Consider the following 17,450-nt stretch of genomic DNA (forward strand, 5'->3'; position numbering starts at 1 on the left):
GCTTAAGAGGATGGTATAAGTAGTTGATAATTTGCTTTCGGATAAATTGACTGAACGATTATTTAGTATTTGCAAACGAAATCATATGACTCTCTCCAAATGAAGCGAACACTCGTTCAACTTCCTTTTCAAATTCCGTGAAACTCTTGATTGACAATAGATTGAGCCATTCATACTTTACTTTCCTCCACAGGATCTCAATCAGATTGAGTTCAGGTGAATATGTTGGAAGAAAGCAGATCAGTAACTTTTTCTCAAGAGTCCAGTCAGCGATTCTGTCACGAAACTTTTTGCTGGTATGAATACTGGCATTGTCCACCATAACTACGGTGTAGCGGTCATTTGAACTGTATTTTTCATCCTCCATTTTCTCTGCGAAGTCGTCAAAGGCTGCAATCACTGTATCACTATTCACAGAGCCCACAACAGGGTAATGAAACAGCTCACAGCTCCGATTCATAAAGCCCAGCACGTTGATGCGCTTACTTTTGACTGATGGAATTCTGAGCTGCTTTCCTTTTTCCTGCCAGCCATATGGCACACAAGGTTCTTGAGTAAATCCGGACTCATCAAAATAAAACAAGTTTATTAACCCTTTGCGCTCAGCTTCCTGGGCGTCTTTCAGTGCAGTTTTACAACGCTGGAAATGCTCTTCGTCCCGTTTATGTTTGCACGATTTACGGAGTCTTTTGTAAACCAGTCCTAACTTTTTTACGATGTTGGCCAGAGTAAGTTTTGATGAGGATTTACCGGTCTCATCCTCAATTTTGGATTTTACATACGATAAACGACGAGGCTCTTCTGCTACTAACTCTTTTATGCGTTGCACTTCAGATTCATCATATATGCAAGATCTTCCACCACCATGTTTCTTATACAATGCACGAATACCATAGTCCTCCCAATCATCAATCCATTGGGAAACGGTCTGATATTTAATCTCAAGGATTTCTGCAATTTGCTCAAGGGTAAAGCCTCGATTACTCAATAGAAGACCATGAGCTCTTTCCCTGATACACCTCAGAGGGCCGTAGTGCTTGGCGTATTTCAAAGTTAATACAACAGCTTCATCAGTGATATTGACATACTTCATAGGTTGGGGACGTTTTAGTTCAAGACCCACTTATAATAGATTAAGGATCTCTTTCTTTGTCTGCCTGATAGTACGATCAAAATATCCATAAGCAAACTTTTAACTACTTAAAAATCAGAAAATTCCAGATTTATGTGGGGGTGCTGAACAGTTACTTTATTTATTTTTCTCACCAACAATAAAACCACTTGATTCAAAAATATTCTAGCCGGGTGTATATATGAACTCGACTTTAGAGTTTTAAGAGCACAATAGTTCCGGCGCATAATCTGCTAAAAGCAACCATCCCCAATGACGAAATTCGAGATGGTTGCCATGCTCACTTCAGATCATCAAGTAATCCTCAGGGAGCTCGCTTCATATACAACCTTTCTTGCTGGAGCGCTATCATCAACTGCAGTACCAACGTTCTGCGAACTGCTGTTCGGTTGCATGCTTTCAGCCGACGGCTTTGTTACACAGGCGTTGTTAACAATTGATTTTCATTGTGTGTGGAGCAGCTACCACCACTGGCTATCTCAGGGCAAGTGGCAATGGAAGAACTTGGCACGCCACTTGATCCGTCTGGTCTGCTCCAAAGCTCCTGAGAATCAACCTGTGGTCCTGGGGCTTGATGACTGGGTAATCGAACGGTTTTCCGACAAAGCCCCTGCTTGTCGTACACATCATCAACACAGCAAGAAACGCAATCGGCCGACGTACATCTGGGGGCAGTGTTGGGTTTCCCTGGCCATCATATTTGAGCGGGCTGCAGATGAAGTATTTACCGCCATACCGGTGATCTCATTTCCGACACCAGCTTCAGGTAACACCAGCAAACTGAAAATTGCCGTGGCCATGCTCAGGGTGGTACGCAATGAAGTGAAGGATCGAGTGCTACGCCTGCTAACCGATTGCTGGTATATGAACTGGACACTGATAAAGCCAGCTCTGGAAATGAACATAGAAGTTGTTGGTCAGATACCTTCAAATCGGGCCCTCTATGCTTTGCCGCCAGCACCCACCGTAAAGAAGCGAGGGCGCCCAAAAAAGTACGGCATCAAGATGACGACAGAACAGGTTAAGAAACTGCCGGAAGAAAAAGCAACAGTATGGATGTACGGCAAATTTCGCAAAATACGTTATCGTACCCTGATCTGTCGCGCCAGATTCCTTAAAGGTCGTGAAGTACGCGTCGTCTGGAGTCGCTTTGAAAATGACAAAGGTCTGACCGAAAGCAGAATATTCATCTCGACCAATCCGGAACTTGAGGGACTGGAGGTGCTTCGTGCCTATTCCCGGAGATGGCCGGTAGAGCCAATGTTTCACCAACTCAAACATGCTTTTGGCTGTTGCCATTTATGGCAGCAGAAATTGCGAACACTGCTTCGATGGATGCATTTGAAAATGGCAGGCTATGCATTATTGCAGTTATTAACCGTTTGTAAAAATCAGGCATGTCTGAATATTTCTCGGATACCCTGGAGAAGCCCGGATACAACCACTGCAGGCATGATGAAAATTGCTCTTTCAGGAATTATTCCGAGGTTCTCTATTCGCAAGGGCTGGAACAGATATAAGCAAAAATATGAGTTCAATTTTCGCGATCTGATCGACCAGTTAATACCGGATAATTCAGAAGCAGCATAACTAAAGGCTTTTAGGCAAAAAACGGAAGTAATAACGAACTTGGAAAAACAGTTCACTGATTTCGGCTTGCTTCACTATAAAAAGCTGACCGAATTATCGTTTTATACAGACTCTAAAGTCGAGTATATGAATAGATTATTGATAATCGGACTGCTATTTGGCCTGACTGCCTGCTCTGATTCAAAACAAAAAGAAGCCACAGTTAACAGAGACAGTGGGTTATTACCATTATCTGAGAACCCTGAAAAAGTAACCAACATAAAAACAAAAGGAAAATACTCACTCTCAAATACTGATACAACCAAGGAATCAAAAAAGGAATCAAACAGGAAAAATAACGGACCTGTCACTTATAACCCATCAAATTTTTCTACATCGTACTCAGAATTCAATAACCTTTCATACAGTCATGGCGATTACACCGTCCATAAAAATGACTCTCTGATGAAAATCGCTTTCGAAGTATACGGTGATTATGAACAATGGAGAGCCATCAAGGATTCAAACCCTGAAAAAGTTGACTCCGAAAACATAATCAAAGAAGGAATAACATTAACACTCCCAGAGCCAGCCGAGAAATTCATTCAAAACAAAAACGGTGATCCATATTTAATCAAGCGAGGTGATACGTTAACATCTATTGCCAAAAATACATACGGTTCAAGCCGTCACTGGAAAGCCATTTGGAAAAACAACGCACTTTTGATTAAAGATCCGAACAAAATTTTTGCAGGATTCACAATATACTTACCCACCATCTCACACAGTAGCCCTTACCACTCCATCTATGATTAAGCAACCAGGTCAATTCAAAAAGAATCGATTTTTTATAAACCGGTAATGATATACCGTAAGGTAATAATGTGATTTTTTTGAAAAATTTTTGCTATTTAGTTCAACTGACGTAAAGGCTGTGCCATTATTGATAGGGTTTTTCTTAACTTTAATCCCGATACAGGCAAGATCGTCTTGGCCATCATGGCTTTTCTGGCCAAAAACAACGGAAACAGATATGAAGAAGGTTATTAAAATTTCTGCTCTGGCAGCAGCTGTACTCTTGGCGGCAGGCTGTCAGGAAAAGACTACCCAGGCTCCTGAAGTTGAGTTAAACACTGATGACCAGAAAGCTGCCTATGCCATCGGCGCCTCTGTCGGTAACTTTGCCAGTCAGACACTTAAACAACAGGATGAGCTCGGTGTTGTGCTTGACCGTGCGCTGGTTCAGCAGGGATTACTGGACGCCCTCGCTGATCAAGTCAAAATGAACGATGAGGAGATGGGCGCAACCCTGCGATCCCATGAGCAGAAGATGAACACCGTTGTTCAGGAGAAAGCCAGGGAGAAACGTGAGGAGACCCGTAAAACCGGCGCCAAGTACCTGGAAGATAACGCCAGCAAAGAAGGTGTCTCAGTTACCGAGTCCGGCCTTCAATATGAAGTCATCAAACAGGGAGAGGGTCCACAACCAACTGCGGCTGATACGGTTACCGTCCATTACACGGGCACACTGACTGACGGTACGGTCTTCGACAGCAGCAAGCAGAGAGGTCAGCCAGCGACCTTCCCTCTGGCAAACGTTATCAAGGGCTGGACTGAAGGCGTTGCCCTGATGCCTGTTGGCTCTGAATATCGCCTGACGATCCCCGCTGAACTGGCTTACGGCGACCAAGACGTTGGCACCATTCCAGCAGGCTCTGTTCTGGTGTTCGATGTTGAACTGATCAGCATTGAAGACAAGCAAGAGAGCAATGAATCAGCTGACAGCAAGCAAGCCAAGCAATAATTTTTCAGGCTGGATACCATAACGGGCAGTACGACTACTGCCCGTTATTTATTGGTGAATTATGAACCTGATCTCAATTTTAGTACTTTTGTTCATCACACTGTTTGTTGTGGTCAAACTGACGGAGCGCCATGGCAAACCGCTCACTTATGAGCAACAAAGCAAGCTTTCCAAAATCGCCATGGTATTAATTTTTGTCATGCTGGTTGCGGCACTGATCAAAAACCTGATGTAACTTCAGATCAAAACTGAAACAGCTCACCAATAATGACCATCAACAGCAATGCAGGACTGACCCAACGGATCAGCAGCTGCCAGGTTTTCAGGGGTTTGCCTTGCATCCCCAACTGCTCAATCAGCACTTTCTTTTCCATGATATAGCCACAAAAATAAAGCACCAGAAATCCGACAGTCGGAAGCATAACCTGGGTAGCAAAAGCGGTATAAAGGTCAAAAAGCGTTTTGCCATCAACAGAAACATGCTTCCAGAAAGTGAATGAGAGACCGGGTATTAATCCAACCAGAAAGATAATAACACCGGCTATTGCGGCTCCTGCTGCGCGGAAGCCTGAAAACAGGCGACTCATCATCACCACCAGTGGTTCAGCCAGATTGACTGCTGAGGTCCAGACAGCCATTACCAACAGCAGAAAGAATAAGGGAAGAACCAGAGAACCAAAAGGCATTTGAGCCAATGCAACCGGAAGTGTGATGAACATCAGCCCGGGACCTTCTGCGACTGAAAGCCCTTCACTGAACACCACGGCAAAGGTTGCAACACCCACCAGCACAGCCACCAGGACATCAAGCAAGGCGACAACCAGTACCGCCTTAATCACCGACTGTCTTTCCGGCATATAAGCTCCATAAGCCATTAAACAGCAGGCCCCGATGGCAAGGGTGAAAAAAGCATGGCCCATCGCCTCCAGCACCACACCTCCGCTGACCTCTTCAAACCTGAAGGCAAACAGATAGTCAAGGGCCAGCGCAAAGCCACTGAACTGGCTGGTATATAGTAGTAGAACCACCAGAATCAGATACATCAGCGGCATCAGCCAGTTATTCAACTGCTCTATACCTTTTGAAATGGTTCGACCACTGATGGCAACCGTCATCAGAATGAACAGACCGTGGTACCCAACAACCTGCCAGGGTGATTCCAGAAGCTGTTGAAAATGCATCGCTGTCGCTTGAATGTTATTTGCAGCAAGCCCCCCTGACAGCGACTGAAAAAAGAAATGCAGTACCCAGCCGGACACCACACTGTAGAAAGAAAGGATCATCGTGGCAGCCAGTGTTCCCAGCCAGGCCAGCTTACCCCAGTGCCTGGTGTGGCCAGCACTGACAGCCAGCTGCCGCAAACTGCTGGCAGGTGAAGCACGCCCTGCCCGCCCAACAACAATCTCGGCAATCATCACCGGCAGCCCCAGCAACACGACAAAAATGATATACAGAAGGAAAAAAAGGCTTCCTCCGTTTTCACCGGCCACATAAGGGAAACGCCAGATATTTCCCAAGCCGATGGCAGCCCCGGCGATGGCAAAAATAAACGCACGATTGGAAGTAATTCTGTTTTCAGGCTGCATGGATTGTCCATTTTCTATTGGTATGCTGAATGGTACTGACCAGCAGATCATTATCAGCATAGACGTAAACTTGTGCTTATATCATCGGACTCGACTTTAGAGTTTTAAGAGCACAATAGTTCCGGCGCATAATCTGCTAAAAGCAACCATCCCCAATGACGAAATTCGAGATGGTTGCCATGCTCACTTCAGATCATCAAGTAATCCTCAGGGAGCTCGCTTCATATACAACCTTTCTTGCTGGAGCGCTATCATCAACTGCAGTACCAACGTTCTGCGAACTGCTGTTCGGTTGCATGCTTTCAGCCGACGGCTTTGTTACACAGGCGTTGTTAACAATTGATTTTCATTGTGTGTGGAGCAGCTACCACCACTGGCTATCTCAGGGCAAGTGGCAATGGAAGAACTTGGCACGCCACTTGATCCGTCTGGTCTGCTCCAAAGCTCCTGAGAATCAACCTGTGGTCCTGGGGCTTGATGACTGGGTAATCGAACGGTTTTCCGACAAAGCCCCTGCTTGTCGTACACATCATCAACACAGCAAGAAACGCAATCGGCCGACGTACATCTGGGGGCAGTGTTGGGTTTCCCTGGCCATCATATTTGAGCGGGCTGCAGATGAAGTATTTACCGCCATACCGGTGATCTCATTTCCGACACCAGCTTCAGGTAACACCAGCAAACTGAAAATTGCCGTGGCCATGCTCAGGGTGGTACGCAATGAAGTGAAGGATCGAGTGCTACGCCTGCTAACCGATTGCTGGTATATGAACTGGACACTGATAAAGCCAGCTCTGGAAATGAACATAGAATAGGACTTACGCATTGATGACACCGATAAATTTTGGTAGGAGGTGATCCTTCCCCTTTGCAAAACTCTCAATGAAAGCGCCTATTGTCTCTTTAAACAGCCCCCGTTGGTGCTGATAAATATTCGTAAACTCCTGCTCTATCTGCATTTTCTGGAGATAAACAAAAGCTAAAATTGCAGCAAATATATGGTTTCTGACGGGTCGTTCGCTGCGAACCTGAAAGTGCTCAATATGGCAAACCTGCTTGATCGCCCTGTGAAACTGTTCGATCTGCCAGTGCTGGTCATGGATCTGCTTGAAGTCATTGCGTTCAAAAGGGACTTCCTCTGGCAAGTAAACCACGTAGTGGCGACGCTGGTCTTTTAGCATCGTCCTGAACAACCGGATCTTACCGAAGTCTTTGAGCCATACATCCAGACCATTGTCGGGGATGTCGAGGTGTTGAACCTGCTGCCATTTACCTTTTTCCAGTGATACTGTCCTGTTTTTCTCAACGGCAAACATAAACCCAGTCTGATGGTTTTTAATCGTCTTCAGGTTAGTCGTGCAGCTGTACCAGGAGTCACCGGTAACGAACGCTGGCTTCAGCCCCCATACCAGCACTTCAATCAACATTTCACGGAAGTAGTCGTTTTTTGTCTTGTCTTCCGATTTGTCGTATATCCTGTAATTCACCGGCATATGGCGCCCGGATACGTCGGTGTAATAAAGGGTGATGAGGTTAACTCCCTTAACCACTCGGTGATGTTTACCCGACCAAAAGTGGCCAACCAGTGCCACGGAGTAGCTATAAGGTTTGTCGAGCACGCTGTCATCAACGCTCAGGGTGCCGCCAATAGGGTTTAAACTTTTGACTGCTTCATCGTACATATCTTTGGGCTGATAGTTTTCACGCTTAAGAAAGCGGTTTGCGCTATCGTGAGAAAAGTCGGTAACCTCGGCCAGTCTTGTGCATGTTGATGATTTTGGCTCACTAATCAAAAAGCCAATGTATTTTGCAAGAGTGCATCGTGCAGTGGTCGGTCGAGTGGTAGTTCTCACTTTCATCCCTGAAGACATCTGTTTTTTGGCATTATCAAATTTTAGAGCCTGTTGTCAATGCGTAAGTCCTAATAGAAGTTGTTGGTCAGATACCTTCAAATCGGGCCCTCTATGCTTTGCCGCCAGCACCCACCGTAAAGAAGCGAGGGCGCCCAAAAAAGTACGGCATCAAGATGACGACAGAACAGGTTAAGAAACTGCCGGAAGAAAAAGCAACAGTATGGATGTACGGCAAATTTCGCAAAATACGTTATCGTACCCTGATCTGTCGCGCCAGATTCCTTAAAGGTCGTGAAGTACGCGTCGTCTGGAGTCGCTTTGAAAATGACAAAGGTCTGACCGAAAGCAGAATATTCATCTCGACCAATCCGGAACTTGAGGGACTGGAGGTGCTTCGTGCCTATTCCCGGAGATGGCCGGTAGAGCCAATGTTTCACCAACTCAAACATGCTTTTGGCTGTTGCCATTTATGGCAGCAGAAATTGCGAACACTGCTTCGATGGATGCATTTGAAAATGGCAGGCTATGCATTATTGCAGTTATTAACCGTTTGTAAAAATCAGGCATGTCTGAATATTTCTCGGATACCCTGGAGAAGCCCGGATACAACCACTGCAGGCATGATGAAAATTGCTCTTTCAGGAATTATTCCGAGGTTCTCTATTCGCAAGGGCTGGAACAGATATAAGCAAAAATATGAGTTCAATTTTCGCGATCTGATCGACCAGTTAATACCGGATAATTCAGAAGCAGCATAACTAAAGGCTTTTAGGCAAAAAACGGAAGTAATAACGAACTTGGAAAAACAGTTCACTGATTTCGGCTTGCTTCACTATAAAAAGCTGACCGAATTATCGTTTTATACAGACTCTAAAGTCGAGATCATCGGATAGACTCTGAAGTATTCCAGAGTGGGCGCAGGGCCTGGGGTGGAGCAAATATTGATTCAGATCGATAAACACCCTTAATGGATGGGGCTATGATGGACTTCATGGCATAAAGTTCAATGAGCCAAAGAGCGCTCCCGGAGGCATATATGAGCAGCAGCGACGTTTTTCATCTCGGCCTGACCCGCAAGGCACTCAATGGCGCCAGACTGGCCATTGTCCCTGGTGATCCGGAACGGGTCGAACGAATTGCTGAACGGATGGATAACCCGGAAAAACTGGCCAGCCTGAGGGAATTCACCACATGGCGGGGGGAGCTGGAGGGAGAGTCCGTAGTGGTTTGCTCAACCGGTATCGGCGGACCTTCTACATCTATCGCTGTAGAAGAGCTGGCACAACTGGGCATCCGTACGTTTCTGAGAGTTGGCACCACCGGCGCAATCCAGCCCCATATCACCGTGGGTGATGTTATTATTACTACCGGTTCCATTCGCCTGGATGGCGCCAGCCGACATTTTGCCCCCATCAGCTATCCTGCCGTTGCCAACTTCCAGTGCACCCGCGCCCTGGTGGATGCAGCCGAGCAAAATGGGCTTAACTACTGGACTGGTATTACTGCTTCCAGTGATACCTTCTACCCTGGTCAGGAACGTTATGACACCTTCACCCAGCGGGTTAGAAAAGAGCTACAGGGCTCTCTGGAAGAATGGCAATCGATGGGGGTGCTTAACTATGAAATGGAGTCCGCAACCCTCCTGACCATGTGTGCGGCCATGGGACTGAAAGCCGGTTGTGTGGCCGGGGTCATCGTGAACCGCACCAGCAATGAAACCCCGAACACCGAAAATCTGGCCAGTGTTGAACCCAATGCGATTACCACCGTGATCGGAGCTGCAAGGCGCCTTTTGATGCACTGACCGAAAACCCGGGTATTACTGACTTACTAATGAATCAGGTGCCCGGATGAGTATCGGGGATAAGACTGGCAATAATATAATGTTCTGGAGTCCCTTTTGATACAGACGTTACCGATACCTTCATCCATCTATTCTGTAGATCAAGCCGGTGATACTCCTCCTTCAGATCAACCGCAGACAACCTGGAAGCGCTGGGCGGTCCGTATCCTGCCAAAGGTGGTCGCCACCGTGTCTGCCGCCTTTGCATTGAGCGCGGTCTTTGCAGGATTATTCACCACAGCAGCGGTCTTTGGAACTATTACTGTGCTTTCTACAACCAGGACCTTCGCTCCCTTATCACACCACGGTCCCCCTCCTTCTTATGCTCCTCCTCTTACACCTACCACGCCTTCAACATTGTCCCATGTGATCGATATACCAAGTGAAATACTCAGCCACCAGCCTGAAAGCACATCCAGCATTGTGTACAGCCAAGGGTACGAAGTTGTTGATGTTCCGGGCGATGGCAATTGTTTTTTCCATGCGGCTCTTGTGCAAAGTGAGCAAGGCCCTGGCTGGAATGCTCACACCTTACGTCAGCAGGTACATGAAGAAGCAAGACAATGGCTATATGAATACGAAACCAATCTTTTTTTAAGTCGCCATGAATGCGAAAGCTGGCAAAATCCTGTGGCGGAAGAAGACCTTTACACCTATTTAACGAATAATTCCGAGCACAATACCATAACAGGTTTGGAAGCAATCAAACGTGATGGCGTGTGGATGTATACAGTAATAGTCCCTCTTGTCGCCAGAGTCTTACAGAAGCCAATCATTACCGTCAATGACTCTGGTAGCATTATGAATGTTGTTGATACCCGGGGTTTCTACGTTCCCATCATTGACAATCAGCTGAAAAACCTTGATTTAAACTCTCTTGGGAATTTTGTACTACTCGAGCACGTGAACAACAATCATTTCAGAGGCTGCAGAAAACGTGAGTACCACCCTATCCCTCAGGTCCGGATAGGGTAGGCTGGCCGAAGGCACTATTCTCGAATAGCCTCCTGATTACAGGTCTTCTAAACTTCGCCCATGTTGGCGAAACTTGGTATAAGCCTGAAGCATATCATCTGCCACCGCCCCCCAGACCTGACTTAATGTTTGCACATAATTTTGTGTAGAATCATCGTGCTCAAGCGACAGAGTATAAACCTTGTTCCGCTGGACAATAATCTGCCGATTAGGTCCTTCCAGAGACCAGGCCACGTTCATTTGCAACTGCCGTTTCACCACCGCTATCGACTGAACATTAATAAACGCGACCACCTCCGGGCGTTTATCCTGAACCCATGGGCCTGAACTAACCCAACTACCGGAGTGAACCCTTTGACGCAGATTTTCTATCATAGCTTGTGTCAGCAGCTCGGGTAAGGGCTCCCCCCAGTGATTGTTAACAGAGGACTGTAAACGAACACCACCATCACTCCAGGTAATATTTTTCTTATCCAGCCAACCGGCAACACTCACCGGAAAAACCCCCAGCGTTGGGGGTAGGTCTGAAAGCACGCTCTGCTCTTGAGAAACCGTTGCTGCCACCAGCGTATAATCATGATAAACCGAATTATTGACTGAGCAGCCCGCCATCAGACCCAGCAACAGGATCAGGCAGAACGCCTGTTTAGCGGCCGCACTCTGACGCCTGACAAGGTTCAATATATCAAGGTAACTCCTCACCGGGACTCTCCTGACTGTCTACCAAAAATAATCGAATCGGGTTGACGTTGCAGCAGGTCAGCCAGATCGTCCACCGCCCTGGAAGCACGACTGATGTCTTTTGCACTCTGCGTCAGCTGGTACATCAACGGTGATTCAGGAGCCAGAGTCTCTTCCGCTGTTGACAGGGTCTCCTGCAGTTGAAGCATGGTTTCATTCAGTTGCTGTGTAGCTGCTGGCAGCCGGGTTTTCAACAATGCGGTCACTTCCCCGGCATCTTGCGACATGGAGGCAAACTCCCGACGAATACCCGCCATACTGGAGCTCATCTCATTGGACATGGTTTCCATACTGACAAATGCCTTACCAACATCATCGATCAGTTTGTCCAGGCGATCATCACCGGTCAGTCTGGCCAGATTATCCAGAACTTCCGTTAAACTACTGGCCATTTCCGCCATGTTAATGCTCTCAAACCGCTCAATAAACTCTTCCAGATTATTGGGCACTGTAGGAATCTGTGGGTATTCGCTAGCCACCGGCTGCATTTTCGGGAGAGAGTCAAAGAAGTCCACCTCGATATACAGCAACCCGGTCAATACACTCTGCAATCCAATCTGGGCACTGAGTCCCTGCTTCATCAACTGTCCCAGCACATTATGATCACTGCTTTTCCCCTGCTCACTGATGGCATCCGGGTACATATCAATGGTAACCACATTCAAGACCTTCTGGTGATTGTGATACAGTCTGGTCTTGATACTGATCACTTCACCAATTTTCACACCACGCAGGGTTACCGGTGCGCCAACGTTCAGGCCCTTTATTGAGCTGTCAAACAGTATTTGATAACGCTGGACATCCTTCCGGGAAAAACCATCCGCATTCAGAAACAACACCAGTACAACCGTCATGGCAAGGATCAGAATGACAAACAGACCGACGGATACCGACAAGGATTTTCTATTCATAGACTTCTCTCAGAAAAGCGAGCCTCACTAACCTTAATTTATTGAGTCGCTTTATACATTCCTTCATCTGCACTCTTCTCTCGGACACCTCTGGAAAGAAACTCTCTGACCACGTCGTGTTTACTGTGATTAAGCATATATTCAGGAGACCCGGTATCCAGCTGGGTTTTGGTGTTGGCATCGAGGAAAACCCCATTGCTGCCAATGGCAAAAATACTGGCCAGCTCATGGGTGACAATAACCACCGTGGCACCGGTTGAGTCCCTTAGCTGCAAAATCAGATCATCCAGTCGTCTGGCGCTGAGGGGATCCAGTCCGGCCGAAGGTTCATCAAAAAACAGGATATCCGGATCCAGGGCAATGGCTCTGGCCAGTCCGGCACGCTTACACATACCGCCACTGATCTGGGATGGGTAAAAGTCTTCAAAACCGGCCAACCCCACCAGCGCCAGTTTATAACGCACCATATCCAGAACATCGTTATTCGTCAGTGTCGTGTACTGTTCCAGTGGCAGGGCAACATTTTCTGCTAGTGTTTTATCACTGAACAACGCCCCCCCCTGATACGTCACCCCCCAGCGTTTACGCATTGACAGCTGCTGCACAGGGGATGCAGAAAAATAGTTCTGTCCAGCAAACAGGATTTCACCCTCAGCCGGCTGATAGAGCCCAATCATATGCTTCAGGAGCGTGCTCTTACCGCAACCACTGCCTCCCATAATGACAAACACATCACCCTTGCTGATTTGAAAATGCAGGTTGGACTGAATCAGGTTGCTACCATACCTCATGGTCAACCCACGGGCCTCAATCATTACCCCCTGACGCTCCTGTCCCGACTGAATCATGCTCAGACTCCCAGGTGATAAAAAAGAATATTCAGCCCGGCGTCTGCCACCACCAGATAGATAATGGCCGTCACTACCGCATTGGTGGTGGCCTGACCGACTGCAGCGGATGAGCGACCACAAGCCAAACCGGCACGACATCCAGCCATGGCGATCAATACAGCAAAAACAAAGCTTTTGAAAACGCCAGTCATGATATCACCAATGGAGATCGCGTCCCTGAGCTGGTAAAGGTACATCAGCCAGGTAACCTCCATACTGGTAGCCACCAGCCCCCCGCCAAACATGCCCAGGATATTACTGTACAGGCAGAGCAGAGGAATGGTCAGGATCAGCGCCAGCGTTCTGGGTAACACCAGATAATCCATGGGTTTTATGCCCAGTGTCGTCAAGGCATCAATCTCTTCATTCACCTGCATGGTACCCAGCTGAGCGGCATAGGCGGCACCGGTTCGACCCGACATAATCACCGCCGTCATCAATGCCCCCATTTCACGAACCATGCCAACCCCTACCAGATTGGAAACATACACCTCGGCTCCAAACTGCCGGAGTTGAACCATGCCCAGATAGGCAAGAATCATCCCGATCAGGACACTTTGTAGTGTAATAATCGGCAAAGCTGAAGGTCCGGATTGATAACAAAAGTTAATGATATCTGACCAGCGTGCCGAGCCTTTTCGTGAAAACCAGCGGAACAGGGTAAGTGCCAGCTCGCCGGTAAAAACCAGCAGTTCCATTGCCTCATCACCCAGACGGGCAACCCGATTGACCAGGTGATGATACAGGGATGGATGTCTTGCCGGTAGCGCCTTGTTGGGGGGGACGGTATTAGCAAGCCTGAACAAATCGCCGACATCCTCAGGCAGACCACTGAGGTCAAACTGACAATGGGAAGACTCAAGCATTCGCTGGCAGGCCAATAGCCACGCCAGCAATCTGGAGTCCCATGAAAAATCATCACCGGTTACAAAGGCAACTGTCTTTAATTGACCAAAATCGAGCAAAGCGGCAACCTGATCCAGAGCTGGTAAAACACCACTGGCTGCCCAGCTTCCCTGCAAGGTTATCACAACATTCGCAACATTTGGTTCAGACACCTTATCAACGGTCAGTGTCGCCTGGTTCATGCTTTTTTAATGCCTTGAAAAAGGCCCAATAATAACAGGAAGAAGCGATTAGTAGGCAAGCCTGCCAATCACTCCCTGCACAGTTCTTGTTTTACTCTATGGCATCATCTCGTACTGTCTCTTATCGAACGGGAACTATTTGCTGCCTATGTTTTCTTAATTAGTTCATACAATATCCAAATAAGCTTCGATCAGGTAATGCTCGCAATTATGGATCAAACATTAAGAGTGATTCACTCATGCAGCCCGCCATGTTTTAAGTCAATCCCCCAGGCGGAACGCCCGATATGGCTGGGACGGGAGACAGAGAGTGTCAATCCAATCAAAACCAGAGAATGTCCTGTTACCACTGTATCTAAGCCCACGCGCACTTCATCCGTATGGACCCCTACCTCATCAGAGCTGGAAAAAATGGGCACTGCTGCCTTGTACAACACGCTGATTGCCACCAACCACAACCCCGGGCCCAAGCCCAGGTTTGAAGAAAACCCACTATGTGAGGCTGTACTCCAAATTGTGACAGGCAAAAAATATCTTGCACAACCAGATACAGTGGAACCACTTGCTCCAAGTACTTTGGGGGGAATACCCATCTTTGAAAATCCCATCATCAACGACAACAGCGAGCCTGACAAACCAGACAGTTCACCGATGGAAACCGATTCCTCTGATCAAGAGGAGTACTTGAGATCTGATATTACCGTTCTTGAACAGGCAACTGTTGATCAGGCAAATAAAGCCAAAACATCTTCAGCAACACCTGATATATCCTTTGTCAACCACTCTGCCATTATAAGCACGCTAAGAGCACTGAGGGGACAAGAGGTAACCGCCAACTTTGACTTTATCCATGGAAACCTTAGCGCAGGTTTTGCCAGTTTTGCTCCCAAGGGGAGTAAACTGTGCATCCAGATATCATTCAAAAAAGATTTAACCCCTCAGGGAATACCGGCACAAATGCTTCAACAACAGTACGAAATATCAGGTAATTTATCATTTGATGATGATGCTATGGTAAAGAGGGTTACCTCGATACCTGCCTGGTGCTTTGTGAAAGAGTCCTGGCAACCTGCTTCTGTCAACCCGATTCATCTTGCACGAGGCAGTATAAAAATTTCGAAAAAAGAACCAATGAGACATCATTTAATAAACCACCCTCCCTTAACTAAAGGGCAGCAGGAAATTTATGATACAATGACGTCGCTTTTTAACAGACAACTCAATACCGACATTGTCAGCCTGAAAAATAAACCAAAACCGAAAACCCCTTTAAAGGGGCAGACCTGTTTTTATCTCAGAACGGGCCAATTGCTGTTTATCAGTTTCAAAATCCATCCTGCACAAATACCCTTGGGAATAGATTCATCCGTCTACCTGAAATACGGTAAAATTCTTGGCAATTTGAAATACGACCCAAAATGGTTATTCTCTCAAATAGTAAATAATTCAACTTTACTTCATCCATCACGTCCCGGAACGCTTCCATATGCAAACAAAATTTTTTTTCCTTCCAGTAGCATATCGTTGTATTTTCAAGACAGGAGAGCCCGTTGACGAATCCGCTCACGGTATACAGGCCAAGATCATCCCAATACAGAGGTCAGTTGAACATCTCTGAAATACTTAAGGTAATTGTTTCAATCTCCTGAACACTGACCGGTACTACCAGAATCGTATCATCCCCTGCCACACACCCCATAACCCCAGCTTTAACACCAATGGAATCCAGCAGTCTGGCGATCATCTGGGCAGCGCCCGGGCTGGTCTTGATCACAATCATGGACTCATTATGAGCAACTTCTTCCACCAGGTCTTTTACCGCAATACTGGAATCCATCTTGCCCAATTCAGGAGGCAGGCAGTAGACCAGCTCATTCAGTGCATTGCGCGCCCGGACCGCACCAAAACGGCTGAGCATGCGGGACACTTTGGACTGGCTGATATTATCAAATCCCTGCGCCTGCAGAAGGGTAACAATATGGCTCTGGGACCCGCAGCGTTCCTCTTTTAGTAGCTGGCGGAAAGAGCGAACCAGGGCATCCTGTTTTTGGCTAGTCATCGTCGTCAAATAACCTTTGATAAAAATGCAGTCTACTGATTATTCAATAGGCTAAAAGCCTTCAGTGATAAAACATTTTCTTATAAACAGTTCTGAAATATGTGACAATTATAGAGTACGATCATATAAAAATGAATTTTTATTCACTTTTTTGTTGATTTTATCCAGTTCATACCAGACAATCCAGCCTAAATCTCAACAGGCAAAAAAGATTCAGGCAATGGGTATCGCAGTACAAAGCCTAAGCAAGTCCTTTGGTGACCACCAGGTACTGAGGGATATCAGCTTCAGCATCAACAAAGGTGAAACAACCGTATTACTGGGCTCCAGTGGTGCGGGCAAAAGTACGCTGTTACGCATGCTAAACCTTCTTGAGAGCCCGGATCAAGGCACTCTTAACATAGCTGACATGGCGTTCAGCTTCCCACAGGAGACACCTTCTACAAAGCGATCTGCAAATGCCTGTCAGCTGAGACGCAAAGTCGGCATGGTCTTCCAGCAATATCACCTTTGGCCACATATGACGGTTCTGGCGAACCTCATGGAAGCGCCCATACAACAGGGTATGTCCAAAACAGAGGCCAGAGAAAAGGCGATAGGACTACTGGCAAGAATGGGACTGCCGGATAAAGCCAATGCATGGCCCTCTTCCCTTTCCGGTGGCCAGCAGCAGCGGGTAGCCATTGCCCGGGCGTTAATGCTCTCTCCGGAAGTGTTGCTATTTGACGAACCAACCGCTGCGCTGGACCCGGCGATTACCAACCAGGTGGTGGAAATCATCAACGAATTGCAGGCCTCTGGCATTACCATGGTCGTGGTAACCCACGAAGTCGAGTTTGCCCGGAAAATCGCCAGCCGCGTTGTCTATCCGTCATTCAGCACCCGTATCAGGAATAAATTTCCTGATACGGTCGCCCAAGAATTGAAATAATAGTCAACTGCCTTTCTTGGTACGCCCGGCATGGGCATGAACTGATGGGGTGAAAGTCCCCTGTGGGA

18 protein-coding genes are annotated in these 17,450 nt (G+C 47.1%); 10 read left to right on the forward strand and 8 right to left on the reverse strand.

Features of this window, described 5'->3' with window-relative positions; translation table 11 throughout:
• Positions 1-58: 58 nt before the first annotated feature.
• The gene (locus MJO57_RS21850) at positions 59-1,123 is read right to left on the reverse strand and encodes an IS630 family transposase (RefSeq protein WP_252018707.1); all 1,065 of its coding nucleotides are present in this window, start codon (positions 1,121-1,123) and stop codon (positions 59-61) included.
• A 261-nt stretch (positions 1,124-1,384) separates the two neighbouring features.
• On the opposite strand from MJO57_RS21850, the gene MJO57_RS21855 reads away from it, so the two are divergent.
• The 4 genes from MJO57_RS21855 to MJO57_RS21870 all read left to right on the forward strand — a co-directional run bounded on the left by MJO57_RS21855 (position 1,385) and on the right by MJO57_RS21870 (position 4,740).
• Entirely contained in the window at positions 1,385-2,722 is a 1,338-nt protein-coding gene (locus MJO57_RS21855; RefSeq protein ID WP_252017304.1) for a transposase, read from the forward strand.
• Between the two features lie 39 nt (positions 2,723-2,761).
• Positions 2,762-3,517 (forward strand): LysM peptidoglycan-binding domain-containing protein, encoded by a 756-nt coding sequence (locus tag MJO57_RS21860; protein WP_252018708.1) that lies wholly within the window; start codon positions 2,762-2,764, stop codon positions 3,515-3,517.
• Between the two features lie 217 nt (positions 3,518-3,734).
• The gene (fkpA, locus tag MJO57_RS21865; protein WP_252018709.1) at positions 3,735-4,505 is read left to right on the forward strand and encodes an FKBP-type peptidyl-prolyl cis-trans isomerase; all 771 of its coding nucleotides are present in this window, start codon (positions 3,735-3,737) and stop codon (positions 4,503-4,505) included.
• 61 nt (positions 4,506-4,566) lie between these two features.
• Positions 4,567-4,740: a hypothetical protein gene (locus MJO57_RS21870; protein ID WP_252018710.1), complete on the forward strand. Its 174-nt coding sequence runs from the start codon at positions 4,567-4,569 to the stop codon at positions 4,738-4,740.
• Positions 4,741-4,747: 7 nt separating this feature from the next.
• Here the strand turns inward: MJO57_RS21870 and MJO57_RS21875 are convergent, their stop codons facing one another.
• Positions 4,748-6,091: a sodium-dependent transporter gene (locus tag MJO57_RS21875; protein WP_252018711.1), complete on the reverse strand. Its 1,344-nt coding sequence runs from the start codon at positions 6,089-6,091 to the stop codon at positions 4,748-4,750.
• Positions 6,092-6,246: 155 nt separating this feature from the next.
• Here MJO57_RS21875 and MJO57_RS21880 point away from each other — a divergent pair, with 155 nt between their 5' ends.
• Positions 6,247-6,906, forward strand: coding sequence for a transposase (locus tag MJO57_RS21880; protein ID WP_252018713.1), 660 nt, complete (start codon positions 6,247-6,249; stop codon positions 6,904-6,906).
• Positions 6,907-6,909: 3 nt separating this feature from the next.
• On the opposite strand, the gene MJO57_RS21885 is transcribed toward MJO57_RS21880, so the two are convergent.
• Positions 6,910-7,944: a transposase gene (locus MJO57_RS21885; protein WP_252026884.1), complete on the reverse strand. Its 1,035-nt coding sequence runs from the start codon at positions 7,942-7,944 to the stop codon at positions 6,910-6,912.
• 116 nt (positions 7,945-8,060) lie between these two features.
• On the opposite strand from MJO57_RS21885, the gene MJO57_RS21890 reads away from it, so the two are divergent.
• The 3 genes from MJO57_RS21890 (at position 8,061) to MJO57_RS21900 (ending at position 10,762) form a co-directional block, all read left to right on the forward strand.
• Entirely contained in the window at positions 8,061-8,702 is a 642-nt protein-coding gene (locus MJO57_RS21890; RefSeq protein WP_252018715.1) for a hypothetical protein, read from the forward strand.
• A gap of 278 nt (positions 8,703-8,980) precedes the next feature.
• Positions 8,981-9,748 (forward strand): uridine phosphorylase, encoded by a 768-nt coding sequence (gene udp, locus MJO57_RS21895; RefSeq protein ID WP_252018717.1) that lies wholly within the window; start codon positions 8,981-8,983, stop codon positions 9,746-9,748.
• Positions 9,749-9,844: 96 nt separating this feature from the next.
• Positions 9,845-10,762 (forward strand): hypothetical protein, encoded by a 918-nt coding sequence (locus tag MJO57_RS21900; protein WP_252018719.1) that lies wholly within the window; start codon positions 9,845-9,847, stop codon positions 10,760-10,762.
• A 36-nt stretch (positions 10,763-10,798) separates the two neighbouring features.
• Here the strand turns inward: MJO57_RS21900 and MJO57_RS21905 are convergent, their stop codons facing one another.
• The 4 genes from MJO57_RS21905 to MJO57_RS21920 are packed head-to-tail and all read right to left on the reverse strand — an operon-like array spanning position 10,799 to position 14,392.
• Complete coding sequence (locus tag MJO57_RS21905) at positions 10,799-11,443, reverse strand: membrane integrity-associated transporter subunit PqiC (RefSeq protein WP_252018721.1); 645 nt, start codon at positions 11,441-11,443, stop codon at positions 10,799-10,801.
• A 17-nt stretch (positions 11,444-11,460) separates the two neighbouring features.
• Positions 11,461-12,414 carry an MlaD family protein gene (locus MJO57_RS21910; RefSeq protein ID WP_252018723.1) on the reverse strand — a complete coding sequence of 318 codons (954 nt, stop codon included), beginning with the start codon at positions 12,412-12,414 and terminating at the stop codon, positions 11,461-11,463.
• Positions 12,415-12,452: 38 nt separating this feature from the next.
• Entirely contained in the window at positions 12,453-13,262 is an 810-nt protein-coding gene (locus tag MJO57_RS21915; protein ID WP_252018725.1) for an ABC transporter ATP-binding protein, read from the reverse strand.
• A 2-nt stretch (positions 13,263-13,264) separates the two neighbouring features.
• Positions 13,265-14,392 (reverse strand): ABC transporter permease, encoded by a 1,128-nt coding sequence (locus tag MJO57_RS21920; protein WP_252018727.1) that lies wholly within the window; start codon positions 14,390-14,392, stop codon positions 13,265-13,267.
• Between the two features lie 411 nt (positions 14,393-14,803).
• Here MJO57_RS21920 and MJO57_RS21925 point away from each other — a divergent pair, with 411 nt between their 5' ends.
• Entirely contained in the window at positions 14,804-15,946 is a 1,143-nt protein-coding gene (locus MJO57_RS21925) for a hypothetical protein (protein WP_252018729.1), read from the forward strand.
• Between the two features lie 46 nt (positions 15,947-15,992).
• On the opposite strand, the gene argR is transcribed toward MJO57_RS21925, so the two are convergent.
• Positions 15,993-16,451 carry a transcriptional regulator ArgR gene (gene argR / locus MJO57_RS21930; RefSeq protein ID WP_252018731.1) on the reverse strand — a complete coding sequence of 153 codons (459 nt, stop codon included), beginning with the start codon at positions 16,449-16,451 and terminating at the stop codon, positions 15,993-15,995.
• Positions 16,452-16,515: 64 nt separating this feature from the next.
• On the opposite strand from argR, the gene MJO57_RS21935 reads away from it, so the two are divergent.
• Positions 16,516-17,382 carry an ATP-binding cassette domain-containing protein gene (locus MJO57_RS21935; protein WP_256491829.1) on the forward strand — a complete coding sequence of 289 codons (867 nt, stop codon included), beginning with the start codon at positions 16,516-16,518 and terminating at the stop codon, positions 17,380-17,382.
• Positions 17,383-17,450 lie beyond the last annotated feature (68 nt).

Origin of the sequence: Endozoicomonas sp. SCSIO W0465 (assembly GCF_023716865.1) — a bacterium.
Classification (GTDB): domain Bacteria; phylum Pseudomonadota; class Gammaproteobacteria; order Pseudomonadales; family Endozoicomonadaceae; genus Endozoicomonas.